Origin of the sequence: Falsiroseomonas sp., from assembly GCF_051859025.1 — a bacterium.
Lineage (GTDB): Bacteria > Pseudomonadota > Alphaproteobacteria > Acetobacterales > Acetobacteraceae > Falsiroseomonas.
This window is the reverse complement of the sequence record NZ_JBHYGL010000001.1, coordinates 472039-488801: the sequence shown is the minus strand read 5'-3', so window position 1 is coordinate 488801 and position 16763 is coordinate 472039. Positions and strand designations below refer to the sequence as shown.

The 16763-nt window shown below is 70.4% G+C and carries 19 protein-coding genes; 6 read left to right on the top strand and 13 right to left on the bottom strand.

Annotated features, from left to right (window positions below; all coding sequences use genetic code 11):
* Positions 1–80: 80 nt before the first annotated feature.
* Positions 81–956: a PAS-domain containing protein gene (locus ACTIE5_RS02485; protein WP_439548107.1), complete on the bottom strand. Its 876-nt coding sequence runs from the start codon at positions 954–956 to the stop codon at positions 81–83.
* Positions 957–1162: 206 nt separating this feature from the next.
* Here ACTIE5_RS02485 and ACTIE5_RS02480 point away from each other — a divergent pair, with 206 nt between their 5' ends.
* Entirely contained in the window at positions 1163–2374 is a 1212-nt protein-coding gene (locus ACTIE5_RS02480) for an NADP-dependent isocitrate dehydrogenase (RefSeq protein ID WP_439548106.1), read from the top strand.
* 204 nt (positions 2375–2578) lie between these two features.
* Positions 2579–3262 (top strand): DUF599 domain-containing protein, encoded by a 684-nt coding sequence (locus ACTIE5_RS02475; RefSeq protein ID WP_439548105.1) that lies wholly within the window; start codon positions 2579–2581, stop codon positions 3260–3262.
* A 51-nt stretch (positions 3263–3313) separates the two neighbouring features.
* Here ACTIE5_RS02475 and ACTIE5_RS02470 read toward each other — a convergent pair whose 3' ends face one another.
* The 4 genes from ACTIE5_RS02470 to alaS are packed head-to-tail and all read right to left on the bottom strand — an operon-like array spanning position 3314 to position 8224.
* On the bottom strand, positions 3314–3784 hold the full coding sequence (locus ACTIE5_RS02470; RefSeq protein ID WP_439548104.1) for a hypothetical protein: 471 nt from the start codon (positions 3782–3784) through the stop codon (positions 3314–3316).
* 57 nt (positions 3785–3841) lie between these two features.
* Positions 3842–4918, bottom strand: a complete 1077-nt coding sequence (locus tag ACTIE5_RS02465) for a P1 family peptidase (protein WP_439548103.1) — start codon at positions 4916–4918, stop codon at positions 3842–3844.
* A complete protein-coding gene (locus ACTIE5_RS02460) occupies positions 4918–5535 on the bottom strand; it encodes a hypothetical protein (protein WP_439548102.1) in 618 nt (205 codons plus the stop codon). Before ACTIE5_RS02460 ends, ACTIE5_RS02465 begins: the two co-directional genes overlap by 1 nt.
* A 40-nt stretch (positions 5536–5575) precedes the next feature.
* Positions 5576–8224, bottom strand: coding sequence for an alanine--tRNA ligase (gene alaS, locus ACTIE5_RS02455; RefSeq protein WP_439548101.1), 2649 nt, complete (start codon positions 8222–8224; stop codon positions 5576–5578).
* Between the two features lie 209 nt (positions 8225–8433).
* Here alaS and ACTIE5_RS02450 point away from each other — a divergent pair, with 209 nt between their 5' ends.
* Entirely contained in the window at positions 8434–8925 is a 492-nt protein-coding gene (locus tag ACTIE5_RS02450) for a YciE/YciF ferroxidase family protein (protein WP_439548100.1), read from the top strand.
* A gap of 59 nt (positions 8926–8984) precedes the next feature.
* On the opposite strand, the gene recA is transcribed toward ACTIE5_RS02450, so the two are convergent.
* From recA to ACTIE5_RS02410, 8 genes are all read right to left on the bottom strand, one after another.
* Complete coding sequence (gene recA, locus ACTIE5_RS02445; protein ID WP_092961379.1) at positions 8985–10019, bottom strand: recombinase RecA; 1035 nt, start codon at positions 10017–10019, stop codon at positions 8985–8987.
* A 193-nt stretch (positions 10020–10212) separates the two neighbouring features.
* Entirely contained in the window at positions 10213–11793 is a 1581-nt protein-coding gene (locus ACTIE5_RS02440; protein ID WP_439548099.1) for an ATP-binding protein, read from the bottom strand.
* Positions 11794–11852: 59 nt separating this feature from the next.
* Positions 11853–12917 carry an EscU/YscU/HrcU family type III secretion system export apparatus switch protein gene (locus ACTIE5_RS02435; protein WP_439548098.1) on the bottom strand — a complete coding sequence of 355 codons (1065 nt, stop codon included), beginning with the start codon at positions 12915–12917 and terminating at the stop codon, positions 11853–11855.
* 3 nt (positions 12918–12920) lie between these two features.
* Entirely contained in the window at positions 12921–13703 is a 783-nt protein-coding gene (locus ACTIE5_RS02430; protein ID WP_439548097.1) for a flagellar biosynthetic protein FliR, read from the bottom strand.
* Positions 13700–13975 carry a flagellar biosynthetic protein FliQ gene (locus ACTIE5_RS02425; RefSeq protein ID WP_439548096.1) on the bottom strand — a complete coding sequence of 92 codons (276 nt, stop codon included), beginning with the start codon at positions 13973–13975 and terminating at the stop codon, positions 13700–13702. Before ACTIE5_RS02425 ends, ACTIE5_RS02430 begins: the two co-directional genes overlap by 4 nt.
* 62 nt (positions 13976–14037) lie before the next feature.
* Positions 14038–14346 (bottom strand): flagellar hook-basal body complex protein FliE, encoded by a 309-nt coding sequence (locus tag ACTIE5_RS02420; RefSeq protein WP_439548095.1) that lies wholly within the window; start codon positions 14344–14346, stop codon positions 14038–14040.
* A gap of 25 nt (positions 14347–14371) precedes the next feature.
* A complete protein-coding gene (gene flgC, locus ACTIE5_RS02415) occupies positions 14372–14779 on the bottom strand; it encodes a flagellar basal body rod protein FlgC (protein ID WP_439548094.1) in 408 nt (135 codons plus the stop codon).
* Between the two features lie 28 nt (positions 14780–14807).
* Positions 14808–15239 (bottom strand): flagellar basal body rod protein FlgB, encoded by a 432-nt coding sequence (locus ACTIE5_RS02410; protein ID WP_439548093.1) that lies wholly within the window; start codon positions 15237–15239, stop codon positions 14808–14810.
* A gap of 147 nt (positions 15240–15386) precedes the next feature.
* On the opposite strand from ACTIE5_RS02410, the gene ACTIE5_RS02405 reads away from it, so the two are divergent.
* The 3 genes from ACTIE5_RS02405 to fliP all read left to right on the top strand — a co-directional run bounded on the left by ACTIE5_RS02405 (position 15387) and on the right by fliP (position 16739).
* A complete protein-coding gene (locus tag ACTIE5_RS02405) occupies positions 15387–15638 on the top strand; it encodes a hypothetical protein (RefSeq protein WP_439548092.1) in 252 nt (83 codons plus the stop codon).
* Positions 15639–15729: 91 nt separating this feature from the next.
* Positions 15730–16005 (top strand): flagellar biosynthetic protein FliO, encoded by a 276-nt coding sequence (locus tag ACTIE5_RS02400; protein ID WP_439548091.1) that lies wholly within the window; start codon positions 15730–15732, stop codon positions 16003–16005.
* Between the two features lie 2 nt (positions 16006–16007).
* Positions 16008–16739: a flagellar type III secretion system pore protein FliP gene (gene fliP, locus ACTIE5_RS02395; RefSeq protein ID WP_439548642.1), complete on the top strand. Its 732-nt coding sequence runs from the start codon at positions 16008–16010 to the stop codon at positions 16737–16739.
* The last annotated feature ends 24 nt before the right edge of the window (positions 16740–16763 follow it).

Genomic DNA, 16763 nt, shown 5'->3' with positions numbered 1-16763 from the left:
GCACACGATGGCGCCATCGGCCAGGCGATTCGGCATGGTGGGCTCCCCGCAATGCGGGCACTCCACGGGCTCGGGCCGGGTCAGTTCCATGGCGTTGCATCCGTCGGGAGGGTGGCGGCCAGCAGGCGCAACTGGGTCAGCGCGCCGGCGGCAGCGGCTTCCTCGACGCCAGCGAGAAGCTCCGCCGCCCGCGTCCAGCCGGCATTGGCGGCGACGCCGCGCAGGGCATGGGCCACGGCGCGGGCTTCCGCCATGTCTCCATCCGCGGCTGCCGAGGTCAGGCGCGGGATGCGGGTGGTCCATTCCTGCCGGAAGGCCGCCTGCATGCCATCATGGCTGGCCGTGGCGGCCGGGGCGAGGATGGGGGTGTAGAGCGTGACATAGCCGCCCCCGGGCAACGGTGTGCGGCGCAGTTCCAGCAGGCTGCCATCCGGCCTTTCGCGCTGCAGGCGCTGCGGGACGGTGCCATCCTTGAACAGGCGGATCCGGCGCTCGGTCTCCGCTTCCGGATCCACCATGCCGAATTCGCCGGCCTCCGCCTGAAGGCGGATCACCTCCCTCAGCGGCATGCCGATGCGCAGTGCCCGCCGCGGCACGCCGGCATAGTCGGGAAAGCGGGGGTTCCAGCCCGCGAGGCGCAGATCCGCGTCAACCACCAGGATGCCATCCGCCATGGCGGCCAGCACGCCGTCCAGCATCCGCGCCTTGCTTTCCGCGCGTTCCGTCACCTCCCGCAACTCTGCGTTGGCGGCGGTCAGGTGGGCGTTCCGCACATGCAACTGCATGTCGCGCCGCCGCAGGCGCCGGGCCTGCACCACCAGCGCCAGCCCCGCCACGACGGCGGCCAGCACCAGCAGCGCGCCCAGCACGAAATTGGCGCCCGGTTCGTCCATGCCCCGCGCCAGCGCCGGGGCCGGCAGAAGCACCGCCAGGGCGAGCAGCGGGATGGGCATCATCGTCTCCCGCCTCATGGTTGCCGGTTAACACCTGCCTTCTACCCGCGCGTGCCGAAGGCCGGCAAGGTCGCGCGCACACCCCGCATCTGGCTGCCCCGCGTCAGGCGGGCTTGCCCCCGGGGGGCCCCATTGGCATGTTCCGCCCACTCCCAACCCCAGGGCGCGATCGAGGTGTCCCGGCACGGGCGTTCGGCAAGGAATGAGGCATGGCCAAGATCAAGGTGAAGACCCCCGTCGTTGAGATGGACGGGGACGAGATGACGCGCATCATCTGGGGGTTCATCAAGGACCGCCTGATCCTGCCCTACCTCGACATCGACCTGAAGTACTACGACCTGGGCGTCGAGTACCGCGACCAGACCGATGACCAGGTGACGGTGGATGCCGCCAACGCGACCAAGCAGTACGGCGTGGGCGTGAAGTGCGCGACCATCACGCCGGATGAGGCGCGGGTGGCCGAATTCGGCCTGAAGAAGATGTGGCGGAGCCCGAACGGCACCATCCGCAACATCCTGGACGGCACGATCTTCCGCGAGCCGATCATCATCAAGAACGTGCCGCGCCTGGTGCCGCACTGGTCGAAGCCGATCGTCGTCGGCCGCCATGCCTTCGGCGACATCTACCGCGCGGTGGAAATGAAGGTCCCCGGCGCCGGCAAGGTGACGATGACCTATACGGCGGAAGGCGGCACGCCGCAGGAGATCGGCGACTTCGTCTTCAAGGGCCCCGGCGCCTTCATGGGCCAGCACAACCTCAATGCCTCCATCGAGGGTTTCGCGCGGGCGTCGTTCAACTATGGCCTGAGCCGCGGCTATTCCGTGTACTTCAGCCACAAGAACACGATCCTCAAGGCCTATGACGGCAACTTCAAGGACATCTTCCGCGCCATCTTCGACGCCGAGTTCAAGGCGGAATACGACAAGCGCGGCCTGGTCTACGAAGATCGCCTGATCGACGACATGGTGGCCTCGGCGCTCAAGTGGGAAGGCGGCTACATCTGGGCCTGCAAGAACTACGACGGCGACGTGCAGTCCGACATCGTGGCCCAGGGTTTTGGTAGTCTCGGCCTGATGACCTCCGTGCTGCTGTCCCCGGACGGCAACACGGTGGAATCGGAAGCCGCGCACGGCACAGTGACGCGCCACTACCGCGAGCACCAGAAGGGCCGCGAGACCAGCACGAACCCGATCGCGTCCATCTTCGCCTGGACGCGCGGCCTGTCCTACCGCGGCAAGTTCGACGGCACGCAGGATGTCGTGGACTTCGCCGACGCACTGGAACAGGTCTGCATCGAGACGGTGGAAGCCGGCCACATGACCAAGGACCTGGCCCTGCTGATCAGCAAGGAGCAGCCCTACCTGAACACGCAGGACTTCCTCGCCAAGCTGGACGAGAACCTGAAGAAGAAGATGGGCTGAAGCCGGCGGCCGCCTTCGGCGTCTTGCTGGCACGTCTTTGCATGCCCTCAGACGCCGGGCGCGGCCTCCGGCCACTTGGCTTCGCGGCATCAGCCGCGGGCCGCATTCGCAGCCCTGGCCGCCTGTGGCGGCCTCGCGCCTCTACGTCGCGGCCGCCAGGGGAAACCCTGGCGGCCGCTTCCGTTCCGGGGCTAGACAGCGCGCATGAGCGAATTGAGCACCTTCGACATCGCCGGGCTGATCGTCTTCGCCGCCTGCTGGGCGGGCTACGCCACCGCGGTGGGCCGGGTGCCCCGCTTCCGCGATGCCAGCGTGATCGCCGCCATGGACGAACACCGGCGCCGCTGGATGCGCGCCATGCTGGACCGGGAGAACCGGATCGCCGACATGGCGGCGATCGGCAATCTGATGAACAGCACCAGCTTCCTCGCCACCACCAGCATCTTCATCCTGGGCGGCCTGGTGGCGCTGCTGGGGGCGCCTGACCTCGGCCGCCGCGTCGTCTCCGCCCTGCCCTACGCCATGGTGCCGGATGAGGTGGTGTGGGAGCTGAAGATCGCGCTGCTGCTGCTGATCTTCGTGAACGCCTTCTTCGAGCTGACCTGGGCGCTGCGCCAGTTCAACTACAGCTCCATCCTGGTCGGCGGCATTCCCGGCGCCCCCGCCACACCGGAAACCATCGCCCAGGCCGATATCGCCGCCCGCGTGCTGAACCGCGCGGCCCGGCACTTCAACACGGGGCTGCGCAGCTACTATTTCGGCCTGGCCGCGCTGGCCTGGATCGCGCATCCCGCCCTGCTGATGGTGGCGAGCCTGTTCGTGCTGCGCGAACTCTACCGGCGCGAATTCCGGTCCGAGGTGCGGGACGCCGTGCAACCGGCGGCCTGACCGGCGGGACCTTCACCGCGAAACCAGGCATCGGAATGCTGTGGCGGCGCCTCAGCCCCGTTCGATCCGGCGCAGCACGTCCCAGAATTCCTTGAAGATCGCGGCGCGGATGGCGGTGTCCGCCAATCCGTCGGGCAGGCGGTCGGGGTGGAAGGCGCGGGCGAAGGCGAGCTTGGCCTGGGTGAACCGGTCATCCGCCGGCCGCTGCCAGGGTAGGCGCAGCCCGGTCCCTGGCCTGGCCGCCTCCAGCAGCGCCAGTTCGGCCCGGGCGACGCGAAGCTCCGCCTTCAGCCGGGCTACCTGTTCCGCCAGCACCGCGGTGCCCGGCCCGTCCCCGACCGCCAGCGGGGCGCGCCGCCAGCGCAGGCGCAGTCGCAGGCGACCCACCTGTGCCGCCAGGACGCCAAGCCGCATCCGGGGCTGCCGCAGCAGCCGCCAGGCCACGCGCATCAGCCGCCAGAGGGCATAGGCCACCAGCACGGGCAGGATCGCGATCAGGGTACCAGCGAGGGTGACGAGCATCGGGCCTTCCCTCCCCGGAAGGCCGTGGGAGACTCCGCGAGTTTCCTCGCCCCGCTGTTAACAGCCCCGCAACGCGAGGACGCGGTCGAGCGGGAGGGCGCGCCCGACCGCGCGCTTGCCCCCGATGCGGCTTTCGATGGTCGTCGCCATGGTCAGCGCGTTCAGCACCGCCTCCTCCGTCGCCTCCGCCGCCGCGACGAATAGCGGGGAGGCCTTGTCGTTCGGCAAATCGGCGTAGCGGGCGATGGCCCCGCGGCGTTCGGCGGTGCGGATCACCTCGGGATGGGTCGCGAAGGCCAGCGCGTAGTCGCCGGAGCCGTCGGAGAAGGCGGCGCCGGTGCGCGCGATGCCGGCCATGGCGCGGCGCGCCAGGCGCTGGAGGTTGCGGTCCGACAGCGGCGCGTCGGTCGCCAGGATGACCATGACCGACCCATCGGCATCGGCCTGCTGGGCCACATGCTCCGCCAGGAAGTATTTTCCCAGGCCACGCCCGACCTCGAGGCCCGCCATGCAGAGCGCGCCGCCGTAATTCGCCTGCACCAGCGCGCCGACGGTCCAGCCGCCGAGCGAAGCGGGCAGCACGCGGCTGGACGTGCCGATGCCGCCCTTCCAGCCGAAGGCCATGGTGCCGGTACCGGCGCCCACGCTGCCTTCCGCCACCGGGCCGGGGGAGGCGGCGGTCAGGGCCTCGGCGCAATGCGCGCCGGTGACGCCGCGGAGGCGGATGTCGTTCAGGCGGCCGTCATTGGTCTCGCCGACCACGGCATTGACGCTGCGGACCTGCTCGTTCCCGGGCTGGGCCAGCGTCCAATCCACCAGCGCCTCCACCGCCCGCCCGACGGCGAGCGTGTTGGTCAGCAGGATGGGCGTTTCCAGCTCGCCGAGTTCCTGCACCTGGGTCACCCCCGCCATCTTGCCGAAGCCGTTCATGGCGAAGAGGCCGGCAGGGACGCGACCGGCGTAGGGATTGCCGGGATGCGGGCGAATGGCAGTCACGCCGGTGCGCGTGCCCTCGCCCTCGATCACCGTGACCTGGCCGACCAGGACGCCGGCGACGTCGGTGATGGCGTTCAGCGGGCCGGGCGGCAGGATGCCGGGAGCGAAGCCGAGGGCGCGGGCGCGCTGGCGCTCCATCACCGATGCTCCGCAGCTGGCCATTCCGGCCGGTTCTCGTGCAGCACCAACGCGCTGGTGCAGCGGCGGCCTTCGAAATTGGCGATCACGACCAAGCCTCCGGAGGCGCCGAATCGGTAGAGCACCAGATAGTCCGACGTCTCCTGCCCCAGCGTGGAGAAGCCACGCACATAGGGCCGCGGGTTGAGCGGGGGGCGCTCAGGCGCCGCACCGAAGACCTCTGCGAGCATCGGCATCGTCAGGCACGCATCCGGGAATAGCAGGTCAAGGCTGCCCTGGTCCCGCATCGGCAGGGACCCCATGGCCGGGGCGTTCGGCTGAAACGCGTACAGCGCCTCGCGCAGCGGCGACTGCGTATCGAGCGGTCGGAGCGCCATGATGCGGGCCGGCGGCACCGCGACCCGCCGGTCCTCGGCGACCTCCAGGCGGAGCACCCGGCGGATCTCGTCCTGATCCGCGAGCGAGCCGCGCTGAGCGATCGACCTGACCCGTTCGAGCAAGTCGCGCAGCGACGCCAAAGGGGTGGCCGCCAGGCTCTCCGCGGCCGGCGCGGCACAGGAGCAGATCGGCACCAGGAGCGCCGCCAGCACACCAAGCCGGCGCGCATGGCGATACACCGCGCCGGTCAGGCGGCAACCCCAAGCGCCAGATTGCCGCTCACGCGCCGAGCGCGGCCCTGATCGCCCCCAGGGCCTCCGCCGCCTTCGCCGCATCCGGCCCGCCGGCCTGCGCCATGTCCGGCTTGCCGCCGCCGCCCTTGCCGCCGATGGCCGCACTGGCCGCGCGCACCAGCGTCACGGCATCGGTCTTGCCCTTGGCGGCCTCCCCGATGCCGACGAAGACGCTGGCCTTGCCTTCCGCGGTCGCGACCACGCCGACGACATCAGCCGTGCCGGATTGCAGGATGGCCTCGACCACCCCCTTCAGGTCCTTGGGCGGCATTTCCCCAAGCTCTCGCAGCGCCACGCGGAGGCCGGCGATGGTCTCGACCTCCGCCGCCGCACCGCCGGTCGCGAGCTTCTTGCGGAGGTCGCTGACCTCGCGCTCCAGCTTCTTGCGATCTTCCAGCAGGCTGGCGATGCGCTCCGCCAGTTCGGCCGGGCGCGCCTTCAGCACGGACGACGCCTCGTTCAGCTGGCGGTCCCGTTCCTCGATCACCTTCAGCGCGGCCTCGCCGGTCACGGCCTCCACGCGGCGAATGCCGGCGGCGACGGCGCCCTCGGCCACGATGCGGAACAGGCCGATATCGCCGGTGCGCTTCACATGGGTGCCGCCGCAGAGTTCCAGCGAATAGACGCCGAAACGCTCCGTGGCGTTGGGGTCATGCCCCATGGAGACGACGCGCACCTCCTCCCCGTACTTCTCGCCGAACAGCGCCATGGCGCCGATCTGCACGGCGGCGTCGGGGGTCATCAGGCGGGTGACGACCTCCGCATTCTCGCGGATGCGGCTGTTCACCTCCGCCTCCACCCAGGCGAGGTCCGCATCCGTCATCGGCACGGGCTGGCTGACGTCGAAGCGCAGCCGGTCCGGCGCGTTCAGCGACCCCTTCTGCGCGACATGGGTGCCGAGGCGGCGGCGCAGCGCCTCATGCAGCAGGTGCGTCGCCGAATGATGGGCGCGGATGGTGGAGCGGCGGGCGTGGTCGACCTCCGCCTGCACGGCCAGGCCGAGCTTGGCCTCCCCATGCGCCACGACGCCGACATGGACGAACAGGTCGCCGAGCTTCTTCTGGGTGTCCTTGACGATGATCCGGCAGCCCTCGCCGGCCGAAATCAGGCCGGTATCGCCGACCTGGCCGCCGCTCTCGGCGTAGAAGGGCGTCTGGTTCAGGATGACGGAGACCTCGGTCCACGCCAGGGCGCTGTCCACCACCTGGCCGTTGGCGACGATGGCCAGGATCTCGCCCTCCGCCGTCTCCGTGGAGTAGCCGAGGAATTCGGACGCGCCGAGCTTCTCCTTCAGGTCGAACCACAGCGTCTCGGTCGCGGCCTCGCCGGACCCGGCCCAGGCGGCGCGGGCGCGCTTGCGCTGCTCGGCCATCGCGGCCTCGAAGCCCGCGGTATCGACTGTCTTGCCCTCACCGCGCAGCGCGTCCTGCGTCAGGTCGAGGGGGAAGCCGTAGGTGTCATAGAGCTTGAAGGCGACATCGCCGGGCAGCGTGCCCCCCTCACCCAGCCTTCCCGATTCATCGGCCAGCAGGCCGAGGCCGCGTTCCAGCAGCGAGCGGAAGCGGGTCTCCTCCAGCCGGAGGGTTTCGACGACCAGCGCCTCGGCCCGCAGGATCTCCGGATAGGCGGCGCCCATCTGTCGGGTCAGCGCGGGCACAAGGCGGTGCAGCAAGGGCTCCCGCGCGCCCATCATGTGGGCGTGGCGCATGGCGCGCCGGAGGATGCGGCGCAGCACGTAGCCGCGGCCCTCATTGGACGGCATGACGCCGTCCGCGATCAGGAAGGTGCCGGCGCGAAGGTGGTCCGCCACCACGCGGTGGCTGGTCTTCCACTGGCCGTCCGGCTCCTGGCCGGTGGCCTCGGCGGAGGCCAGGATCAGGGCGCGCAGCGTGTCGGTATCGTAGTTGTCGTGCTTGCCCTGGAGGATGGCGGCGAAGCGTTCCAGGCCCATGCCGGTATCGATCGAGGGGCGCGGCAGCGGCACGCGGGTGCCGGGGGGGCCTTCCTCATACTGCATGAAGACCAGGTTCCAGATCTCGATGAACCGGTCGCCATCCTGGTCCGCGCTGCCGGGCGGGCCGCCGAAGATCTTGTCGCCATGGTCGAAGAAGATCTCGGAGCACGGGCCGCAGGGGCCGGTATCGCCCATCCGCCAGAAATTGTCGGAGGTCGGGATACGGATGATGCGGCTGTCCGGCAGGCCGGCGATCTTCTTCCAATAGACGGGGGCTTCTTCGTCCTCGGAATAGACGGTGACCAGCAGGCGGTCCTTCGGCAGGCCGAAATCGCGGGTCAGCAATTCCCAGGCATGGCCGATCGCCTGTTCCTTGAAGTAGTCGCCGAAGCTGAAATTGCCCAACATCTCGAAGAACGTATGGTGGCGGGCGGTGTAGCCGACATTGTCCAGGTCGTTGTGCTTGCCGCCGGCACGCACCGACTTCTGCGCGGTCGTGGCGCGGGTGTAGGGCCGCTTTTCCTGCCCCGTGAAGACGTTCTTGAACTGCACCATGCCGCTATTCGCGAACATCAGCGTGGGGTCGTTCCGCGGCACCAGCGGAGAGGATTCCACCACCTCATGCCCATTGCGGCGGAAGTAGTCGAGGAAGGTGGCGCGGATGTCGTTGCTGCTGGTCATCGCCTGATCGCTGCCATCGTAAGGGATGCCACCGCCGCGGCCGAAAGGCCCAAGCGAAAGCCGCGTCCCTTACCGCGCGATGAACTGAACGTCGAGGGTCGGACGTTGCGGGCCCAAAGCCGGAACTGCCATGCGGCCGCGCCGTTCGGGAGGATGAGGGTGGGCCGAGGAATGCCCGCCCAGCACCGGACACCCGAGGGAGGCCCATCATGGCCGAAAACTTCAAGTCACTGATGATCGAGGCGTTGCAGGACGCCTACAGCGCCGAGACCCAGCTGATCGAGGCCCTGCCGCAGATGGCGGAGGCCGCGCAAAGCCCGACGCTGCGCCAGGCCTTCGAGGACCACCTGGCCCAGACGAAGACCCATGTGGAGCGCCTGGAACGCGCCGCTGAGATGCTGGACGCCGACCCGGAAGGCGAGGAATGCGAGGCGATGGAGGGCCTGACCGCCGAGGCCGAGGAGATCATGGACGATCATGACGAGGGCCCGGTCCGCGACGCCGCCCTGATCGGCGCCGCGCAGAAGGTGGAGCACTACGAGATCGCGACCTACGGCACGCTCTGCGCCATGGCCAAGGCGGCCGGCATGCAGGAAGTGGCCGACCTGCTCGGCCAGACCCTGGCGGAGGAGAAGGCGGCGGATGAGAAGCTGACCATGCTGGCGGAGCGGGAAGTGAACCCCGCGGCACTCGCGGCCTGAACACGACAAAGGCGGAGGGGGGCAACCCCCTCCGCCTTTGTCATGTCTGGAAGGACGGACTACTCGGCCGCCGCAGCCTCGTCATTCTCCCCGGCCAGCATGGTGCTGGCCAGGCCATTGGCCTGGGCGCGGATGCGCTTCTCCACGCTTTCCGCCATGGCGGGGTTGTCACGCATGAACTGCTTGGCGTTCTCACGCCCCTGGCCGATGCGCTGGCTGTCGCAGCTGAACCAGGCGCCGGATTTCTCCACGATGCCCGCCTTGACGCCGAGGTCGATAAGTTCGCCGACCTTGGAGATGCCTTCGCCATACATGATGTCGAAATCCACCTGCCGGAACGGCGGCGCCATCTTGTTCTTCACCACCTTCACGCGGGTCTGGTTGCCCGTCACCGTCTCCCGGTCCTTGATGGAGCCGATGCGCCGGATTTCCATGCGGATGGAGGCGTAGAACTTCAGCGCGTTGCCGCCCGTCGTCGTCTCAGGGTTGCCGAACATCACGCCGATCTTGAGGCGGATCTGGTTCAGGAAGATCAGCAGGGTGTTGGAGCGGGAGACGCTGCCCGTCAGCTTCCGCAGCGCCTGCGACATCAGGCGGGCATGCAGGCCCACATGGCTGTCGCCCATCTCCCCTTCCAGTTCCGCCCGCGGCACCAGGGCCGCGACGCTGTCCACCACCAGCACATCGACGGCGCCGGACCGCACCAGCGTGTCGCAGATCTCCAGCGCCTGTTCGCCGGCATCCGGCTGGCTGATCAGCAGATTCTCCACATCCACGCCCAGCTTCTTGGCGTAGCCGGGGTCCAGCGCGTGCTCCGCGTCGATGAAGGCGCAGGTCCCGCCCTTCTTCTGCGCTTCCGCGATCATGTGCAGCGCCAGCGTGGTCTTGCCGGAGCTTTCCGGGCCGTAGACCTCGATGATCCGCCCCTTCGGCACGCCGCCAATGCCCAGCGCCAGGTCAAGGCCGAGCGAGCCGGTGGAGATGACCTCCACCTCCTCCATCGCCGCCTTGTTGCCCATGCGCATGATGGAGCCCTTGCCGAAGGCCCTCTCGATCTGGCTCAGCGCGGCGTCCAGAGCCTTCGTCTTATCCATGAGGCTCGCTCTCCCGAACTCCCGGGCCCGATTCCCGGTATCAACCTGGAGGCGCAATCCCCGGCCGGATCCTCACCCGCCGGTCACACCCCGCATCACCTTGGACCAGAAGGCATCGCGACTCCAAGTGCCGCGCAACCGCCTGCCCCTCGACGCGGAATATGGCCTAGAACGGCCAGCCCGACAAGAACATTTAGGAAACTTTCACCACCCCCTCCGGCAAAATGCCTTTCAATTCCGTGACCAGCGCGCCCAGGCTGTAGGGCTTGGCCAGCAGCCGGATGCGTTCCGCCGCCAGGTCCCGCCCCAGCGCCGCCTCCGCATAACCGGATACCAGCAGCACCGGCAGTCCCGGCCAGCGGTCCCGCAACCGGGCGGTCAGTTCCAGCCCGTCCAGCCCCGGCATCACCACGTCGGAGACGAGGGCCAGGGGCATGACCTCCGTCTTTTCCAGCATCTCCAGCGCTTCCTCCGAACAGCCCGCGCTCATCACCTCGAACCCGGCGCGGCGCAGCGCGCGTTCGGCCAGGCGCAGCAGCGGCACCTCATCCTCCACCAGCAGCACGGCCGGGCCGCCGGGGGCGGATTCGGGCATGGGCGGCGATGGGGGCGGGGCCGCGGCCAGCGGCGGCGCCACCATGGCCGCCGCCACCACCGGGTCCGCCGGCCCTTCGTTCCGGGGCATCCAGATGCGGAAGCGCGTCCCCTCCCCCCGCCGGCTGTCCACCGCGATGAAGCCACCGGATTGCCGGATGATGCCGTGCACGGTGGAAAGGCCGAGCCCGGTGCCCCCCTGTTCCCGCTTGGTGGTGAAGAAGGGGTCGAAGATGCGGGGCAGCACCTCCGGCGGGATGCCGGCGCCGCTATCGACCACTTCCAGCATGGCGTAGCGCCCCGCCGGCAGCGTCTCCGTCCCGATCGTCTCGGGCGAGAGCACCACGGCATGGCCCGTCGCGATGCGCAGCGACCCGCCTTCGGGCATCGCGTCCCGCGCATTCAGCGCCAGGTTCATGATGACCTGGTCGAGCTGCGTGGGGTCCATCCGCACGCGGCGGGCCGGTTCCTCCAGCGCGATCGTCAGCCGCACCCGGCTGCCGAGCAGCCGCCGCAGCAATTCCCCCATGGCGGAGACGGCGATGTTGAGGTCCACCACGCGCGGCCGCAGCGCCTGCTGACGCGCGAAGGCCAGCAACTGCCGCACCAGCGCCGCACCGCGCCCGGCGCTTTCCAGCACCTGGCGCAGCTCCGAAGCGGCCTCCCCGCCCGGGGCGCGGGACAGCGCGGCCTCGGCACTCCCGGCGATGGCGGTCAGCAGGTTGTTGAAGTCATGCGCGATGCCGCCCGCCAGCGCGCCCACCGCCTGAAGCCGCGCCGCGCCGGCCTGCTGTTCCGCGGGCCGCGCGGCGATGCGGGACAGGCGCAGCACCGCGCCACGTTCCGGCGGCGGCAGCTTGCGGTGCTCCATCTCCAGCCGCGGCGAACCCTCCGACGCCATGGCGATCGCCACGCGCTGCCCGGTGGCCAGCGCGCCCAGCGCCGCCTCCTTCCCCTCCGCCGCCATCAGCGCCCCGATCGGCAGGCCCGGGCGCGGCGGCAGCAGCGGGCCGCAGAGCCCCGCGAATTCGGCGTTCCACGTCACCAGCCGGTCCTCGGAATCCAACAGCGCGATCCCGGGCGAGGCCGCATCCAGTACCGCCCGCACCACGGCATCTTCCGCCGGGCGACGGTTGCGGCCGCGAAGCAGGTCCTGCAGGGTCCGGCGCGGATCAGGCATGCGGTTCTCCTCGACGACACCCTGGCGCGCGCAGGGGGGACACAGGCTGGCTCACGGCGTCAAGCATGCCGTGCGGCGGCGCCGTTCTGGCGCCAGACATAGGCGATGATCTCCGCCACGGCCTGGTAGTGTTCGGCCGGGATCTCGGCATCGACGTCCAGCCGCCACAGCGCGCGCGCCAGCGGCGGATTGGCTACCAGCGGCACCCCGGCCTTCGTCGCCGTCTCCCGGATCCGGGCCGCCATGGCATCGACGCCCTTGGCCACGATGCGCGGGGCGGCATCGCCGCCATCATAGGCCAGGGCCACGGCGTAGTGGGTGGGGTTGGTGATGACGACGGCGGCGTTCGGCACCGCGGTCATCATGCGGCGGCGCCCCTGGACCTGGCGCATCTGCTTGCGCCGCGCCCTCAGCATCGGGTCACCTTCCGATTCCTTGGCTTCGTCGCGCAGATCCTGGCGGCTCATCCGCATCTGGCGCGCGAAGCGGAAGCGCACCCACAGCACGTCCAGCACCGCGATGCCCGCGAAGGCCACGAGCGCCGCCAGCATCAGGCGCATCGCCACGGCCCCGGCCGCCACGGGCAGCGCCGCCGCCGGCTGGTGCAGCGACGCCTGCAGCGCGGCCAGGTCCGACCCCACATGCCACAACGCGGCGCCGACGATCACCAGCTTCGCCAGGGTGCGGGCGAATTCCATCAGGGCTTCCGGCCCCACCAGCCGCTTCAGGCCCGCCCAGGGGCTGATCTTGCTGAGCTTCGGCGCCATGGCATTGGCGGAAACCAGGCCCCTTGTCTGCGCCAGCGTCCCCGCTACCGCCCCCAGCGTCACCGCGGTCGCCACCGGCAGGACAACAAGCCCGCCCCACCAGAACAGCGTCATGGCGGCATTGGCCATGCCGAGTGTATGCGCGGATTCCAGCGCACCCCGCATCGCGCGCATCAAATCGGCGCCGATGGTCGGCAGGACCAGCATCGTCGCGAGCGTCCCCGCCGCAAGGCCCGACCAGCCCACCACCTCCCGCGACAGCGCGACCTGCCCTTCCTCCCGCGCCTTCTCGAGGCGCCTGGGTGTCGCGGCCTCGGTCTTGTCGCCGGCCTCGGGGCCATCGCCCTCTTCCGCCACGGCTCAGCGCACCCCGGGCAGGGTGGCGAAGCCGGCGCGGAGCGCCTCCAGCAGCGTCGCGATCATGGGCGGCGCCAGCAGCGCAAGAAGGCCGAGCCCCGCCAGGATCTGGCCCGGCACGGCGATAAAGAAGGTCTGCACCTGCGGCGCCAGGCGCGCCAGCAGGCCGAGCGCCACGTTCAGCAGCACGGCACCCACGACGAAGGGCGCCGCGATGCGCAGCGCGAGGTCGAGTGAATCCGCCCCCATTCGCGCGATCGCCAGCGCGGCCGACCCCGCCGGGAAGGGCGCGCCCGCGGGCATCACCGCGTAGCTTTCCGCCAGCGCCGCCAGCGGCACCTGGTAGAGCCCGGTGGACAGCACCAGCACCGCCGCCATCAGCGCGAAGGCCCGGCCCAGCGCCGTGCCGCCCATGCCGAGCGAGGGATCGAAGGCGAACAGGCTGGCAAGCCCGATCAGCGTCGCGATCGCCTGGCCGGCCATGGCGAAGGCCAGCACCAGGATGCGTGCCAGCGTGCCGATCCAGAGGCCGACGACGATCTCCGTCACCAGCAGCCGGGTGAGTTCGGCCAGGTCATCCGGCATCGGCGGCAGGCCCGGCGCCAGCACGGGCAGTAGCAGCGCCACCAACGCCACGCCAAGGCCGAGGCGCAAGGGCGCCGGCACTTCCGCCTCCCCCAGCCCCGGCAGCAGCATCACCGCCGCACCCAGCCGCGCGAAGACCAGCGCGGCCTGGAAGACCAGGCCGGGCAGCATCTGCAGCAGGGCGTGGTCGGCTTCCGTCACGGCATGCCGCCGAGCGCCACCATGCGGTCGAACAGCGTGCTGCTCCAACCCTGCATGACGGACGCCGTGAAGGGGCCCAGCAGCAGCATCAGCGCACCACCAATGACCAGCTTCGGCAGGAAGGCCAGCGTCGCCTCCTGCACCTGCGTCAGCGCCTGCACGAGGGAGACGGCAAGGCCCACCACCAGCACCGCGACCAGCGGCGGCCCCATCACCTGCATCGAGACCCAGATCGCTTCGCGAAGCGACTGGGCCATGGCTTCCTCAACCATCCCGCCCTCCTGGCACCCCGCAGCCCCTCATGGGCGCGGCAACACGCGCGAAAAGGCGCGCGTCAGATCGGCATCCGCATCACTTCCTGATAGGCCGCCACCACGCGGTCCCGCACCGCGACGGTGGTCTGCAGCGCGAGTTCGGCGCGGGAGATGGCGAGCACCGCTTCCGTCACGCTGCCCTGGCCCATCAGCGCCTGGGTGGAAGCGGCATCCGCGCTGCGGCCGAGTTCCACCGCGCTTTCCATGGCGCGGGTCAGCACGCCGCCGAAGCCGCCCTGTTCCCCGCCCTGGCTAGCCACCCCACCGCCGGCCTGGGCCGCATAGGCGGCGGCGGCGTGCAGCGCGCCGGTGGCGCCGGCTACCGGCATGGTGCCCTATCCGTTGCCCGCATGGTCAGCGCAGCGCCTCGATCGCGCGGGTCAGCATGCCTCGCGTGGTTTCCAGCACCGACAGGTTGGCGCTGTAGCTGCGCTGCGCCTCCCGCATGTCCATCACCTCCACCAGGCTGTCCACATTCGGCGTCTTGATGTAGCCGCGGGCATCGGCGGCGGGGTGGCTGGGCTCGTAGCGCGTCGGGAAGTCGCCGGGCGCCGTGCCGATGCGTGACACGCTCACCAGCTCCGCTCCCATCGCACGGTCCAGGCGGTTGGCGAAATTCACGGTGCGGCGGCGATAGGGATCGGCGCCCGCCGATTCCCCCGTGCTGTCGCGGTTGGCGAGGTTCTCCGCCACCACGCGAAGCCGGGTCGATTGCGCCGCCATGCCGGCGGCCGAGATGCGAAGCGCGCGATCGAGATCCATGCGGTGCTGCCCTCTCCTGCCGCCCCGCTCAGCCCTGGCGGCCGAGCGCGAGGCGGAACATGCCCATGAAGCTGCGATGCACGGCCATGGCCAGCGCATGCGCGGTATCGGTTTCGGCCATGCGGACCGCTTCGCGGTCCAGCGACACGGCGTTGCCATCCGGCGCCGTCTCGGATAGCGCGCGATCATGCGCCGTGCCCGACGCGGCCCGGCCACTGCCCGCGATGTGCGCGGGCGCGGTGCGCGCCAAGGGCGGGGCGCCCGCCGCGGACAGTACCTGGCCGAAGGGCAGGACATCCCTCGGCCGATAGGCGGGCGTGTCGGCATTCGCGATGTTCTGCGCCAGCACCACCGTGCGGCGATCCAGCCAGCCCAGCCGCCGCTGGGCCAGCGCCATCACGTCATGCCCCCTGCCGCTGCCGGTGGCTGGCCTTCCCGACGATGTGCCCGTGACGTCCATGCCCCTTTGTGCCCCCGGGGTGGTGAAGGAAGGGTTTCGATCGCCGGGGGACCTGACCTCCGCGCCGCCCCGGCCTGCCGCGATACGCGCAACATGAAGGTTGCGGCGTAGAGGAAACGTTCATCCACCCATGCGCCTATGGGCTCCATGCCGAAAAGCGCCACCCATGCCGAGGCCGTCCACGCCGCCATCGAGGCGATGGGCGGCACCGTGGCCGTCGCCCGCGCGCTGGTGGAGGGCGGACGGCGCGTGGACCTCGAGGGGCTGGACCGCGACGCGGCCTCCCTCTGCGCCGCCATCATGGCCCTGGCAGCGGAGGAGGCGAAAAGCCTGCGCCCCGCGCTTGAAGCACTGCTTCGCCAGGTGGATGGCCTGACCGCCGAGGTCGCCCGGCAGTGAGCCACCCCTGAACCGCGGCGCAAAACGCACCGCGGACTCAACACCCCAGACTCAACAACCCAGTCGAAACGGGACTCCAGGATGGAGCGGGATGAACGACATCAGCCTTCTGACCGCGGGCCTCACCGCGGGTGCCGCGCTGGTCGCGGTGCTGGCAGCGCTGCTGCTGACGGCGCGCATGGCCCGCGCGGCCGGGATCGGCGCCCGCGCCGGCCGCCGCCTGGCGGTGGAGGAGACGCTGGCGCTGGACAGCCGCCGGCGCCTGGTGCTGCTGCGCTGCGACGGGCGGTCCCTCCTGCTGCTGACCGGCGGGGCGCAGGACCAGGTGATCGGCTGGCTGCCGGAAGGCGGGCCACCGGCGCCGTGACGATGCTGGCGCTGGCCACGCTGCTGGCCCTGCTGTGGCCCGTGGATGCCGCGCTGGCGCAGAGCATCGCCATCGACCTCGGCGCCGCCGGCACCGGCCAGGGCGGCACCACCGCGCGGCTCGTGCAGCTGACGGCGCTGGTCGGGCTGCTCTCCCTCGCTCCCTCGCTGCTCGTGATGATGACGGCCTTTGGGCGCATCGTCATCGTCCTGGCGCTGCTGCGCAGCGCCATCGGCGCACCGTCCATACCGCCGAACCCGGTGCTGGTCGGCCTTGCGCTGTTCCTCACGCTCTTCGTCATGGAACCGGTGCTGCAGGCGTCCTGGACGCAGGGGATCCAGCCGCTGTCGGAGGGCCGCATCGGCGAGATCGCGGGGCTTCAGGCGGCGGCGGAGCCGTTCCGGCGCTTCATGGCGTCCCAGGTGCGGGAAGCGGATCTGCAGCTCTTCATGGACCTGGCGCGGCTGCCACCCTCCACGGCGGGGGAGGCACCCTGGCGCGTGCTGACGCCGGCCTTCATGGTCAGCGAGCTGCGCCGCGCCTTCGAGATCGGCTTCCTGATCTTCCTGCCCTTCCTGGTGATCGACCTGGTCTCAGCCAGCCTGCTCATGTCCCTCGGCATGATGATGCTGCCGCCGACGGTGGTGGCCCTGCCCTTCAAACTGGCCTTCTTCGTGCTGATCGACGGGTGGCGCCTGGTGGCCGGCAGCCTGGTGCAGGGATTCGTGCCATGATCGCGGCGGAGCCAGGGAGGATGC

Coding starts and splice junctions, on each gene's coding strand:
- ACTIE5_RS02485 (WP_439548107.1), bottom strand. CDS start 956: ATGATGCCCATCCCGCTGCTCGCCCTGGCGGTGCTTCTGCCGGCCCCG.
- ACTIE5_RS02480 (WP_439548106.1), top strand. CDS start 1,163: ATGGCCAAGATCAAGGTGAAGACCCCCGTCGTTGAGATGGACGGGGAC.
- ACTIE5_RS02475 (WP_439548105.1), top strand. CDS start 2,579: ATGAGCGAATTGAGCACCTTCGACATCGCCGGGCTGATCGTCTTCGCC.
- ACTIE5_RS02470 (WP_439548104.1), bottom strand. CDS start 3,784: ATGCTCGTCACCCTCGCTGGTACCCTGATCGCGATCCTGCCCGTGCTG.
- ACTIE5_RS02465 (WP_439548103.1), bottom strand. CDS start 4,918: ATGGAGCGCCAGCGCGCCCGCGCCCTCGGCTTCGCTCCCGGCATCCTG.
- alaS (WP_439548101.1), bottom strand. CDS start 8,224: ATGACCAGCAGCAACGACATCCGCGCCACCTTCCTCGACTACTTCCGC.
- ACTIE5_RS02450 (WP_439548100.1), top strand. CDS start 8,434: ATGGCCGAAAACTTCAAGTCACTGATGATCGAGGCGTTGCAGGACGCC.
- recA (WP_092961379.1), bottom strand. CDS start 10,019: ATGGATAAGACGAAGGCTCTGGACGCCGCGCTGAGCCAGATCGAGAGG.
- ACTIE5_RS02440 (WP_439548099.1), bottom strand. CDS start 11,793: ATGCCTGATCCGCGCCGGACCCTGCAGGACCTGCTTCGCGGCCGCAAC.
- ACTIE5_RS02425 (WP_439548096.1), bottom strand. CDS start 13,975: ATGGTTGAGGAAGCCATGGCCCAGTCGCTTCGCGAAGCGATCTGGGTC.
- ACTIE5_RS02420 (WP_439548095.1), bottom strand. CDS start 14,346: ATGCCGGTAGCCGGCGCCACCGGCGCGCTGCACGCCGCCGCCGCCTAT.
- flgC (WP_439548094.1), bottom strand. CDS start 14,779: ATGGATCTCGATCGCGCGCTTCGCATCTCGGCCGCCGGCATGGCGGCG.
- ACTIE5_RS02410 (WP_439548093.1), bottom strand. CDS start 15,239: ATGGACGTCACGGGCACATCGTCGGGAAGGCCAGCCACCGGCAGCGGC.
- ACTIE5_RS02405 (WP_439548092.1), top strand. CDS start 15,387: ATGCCGAAAAGCGCCACCCATGCCGAGGCCGTCCACGCCGCCATCGAG.
- ACTIE5_RS02400 (WP_439548091.1), top strand. CDS start 15,730: ATGAACGACATCAGCCTTCTGACCGCGGGCCTCACCGCGGGTGCCGCG.
- fliP (WP_439548642.1), top strand. CDS start 16,008: ATGCTGGCGCTGGCCACGCTGCTGGCCCTGCTGTGGCCCGTGGATGCC.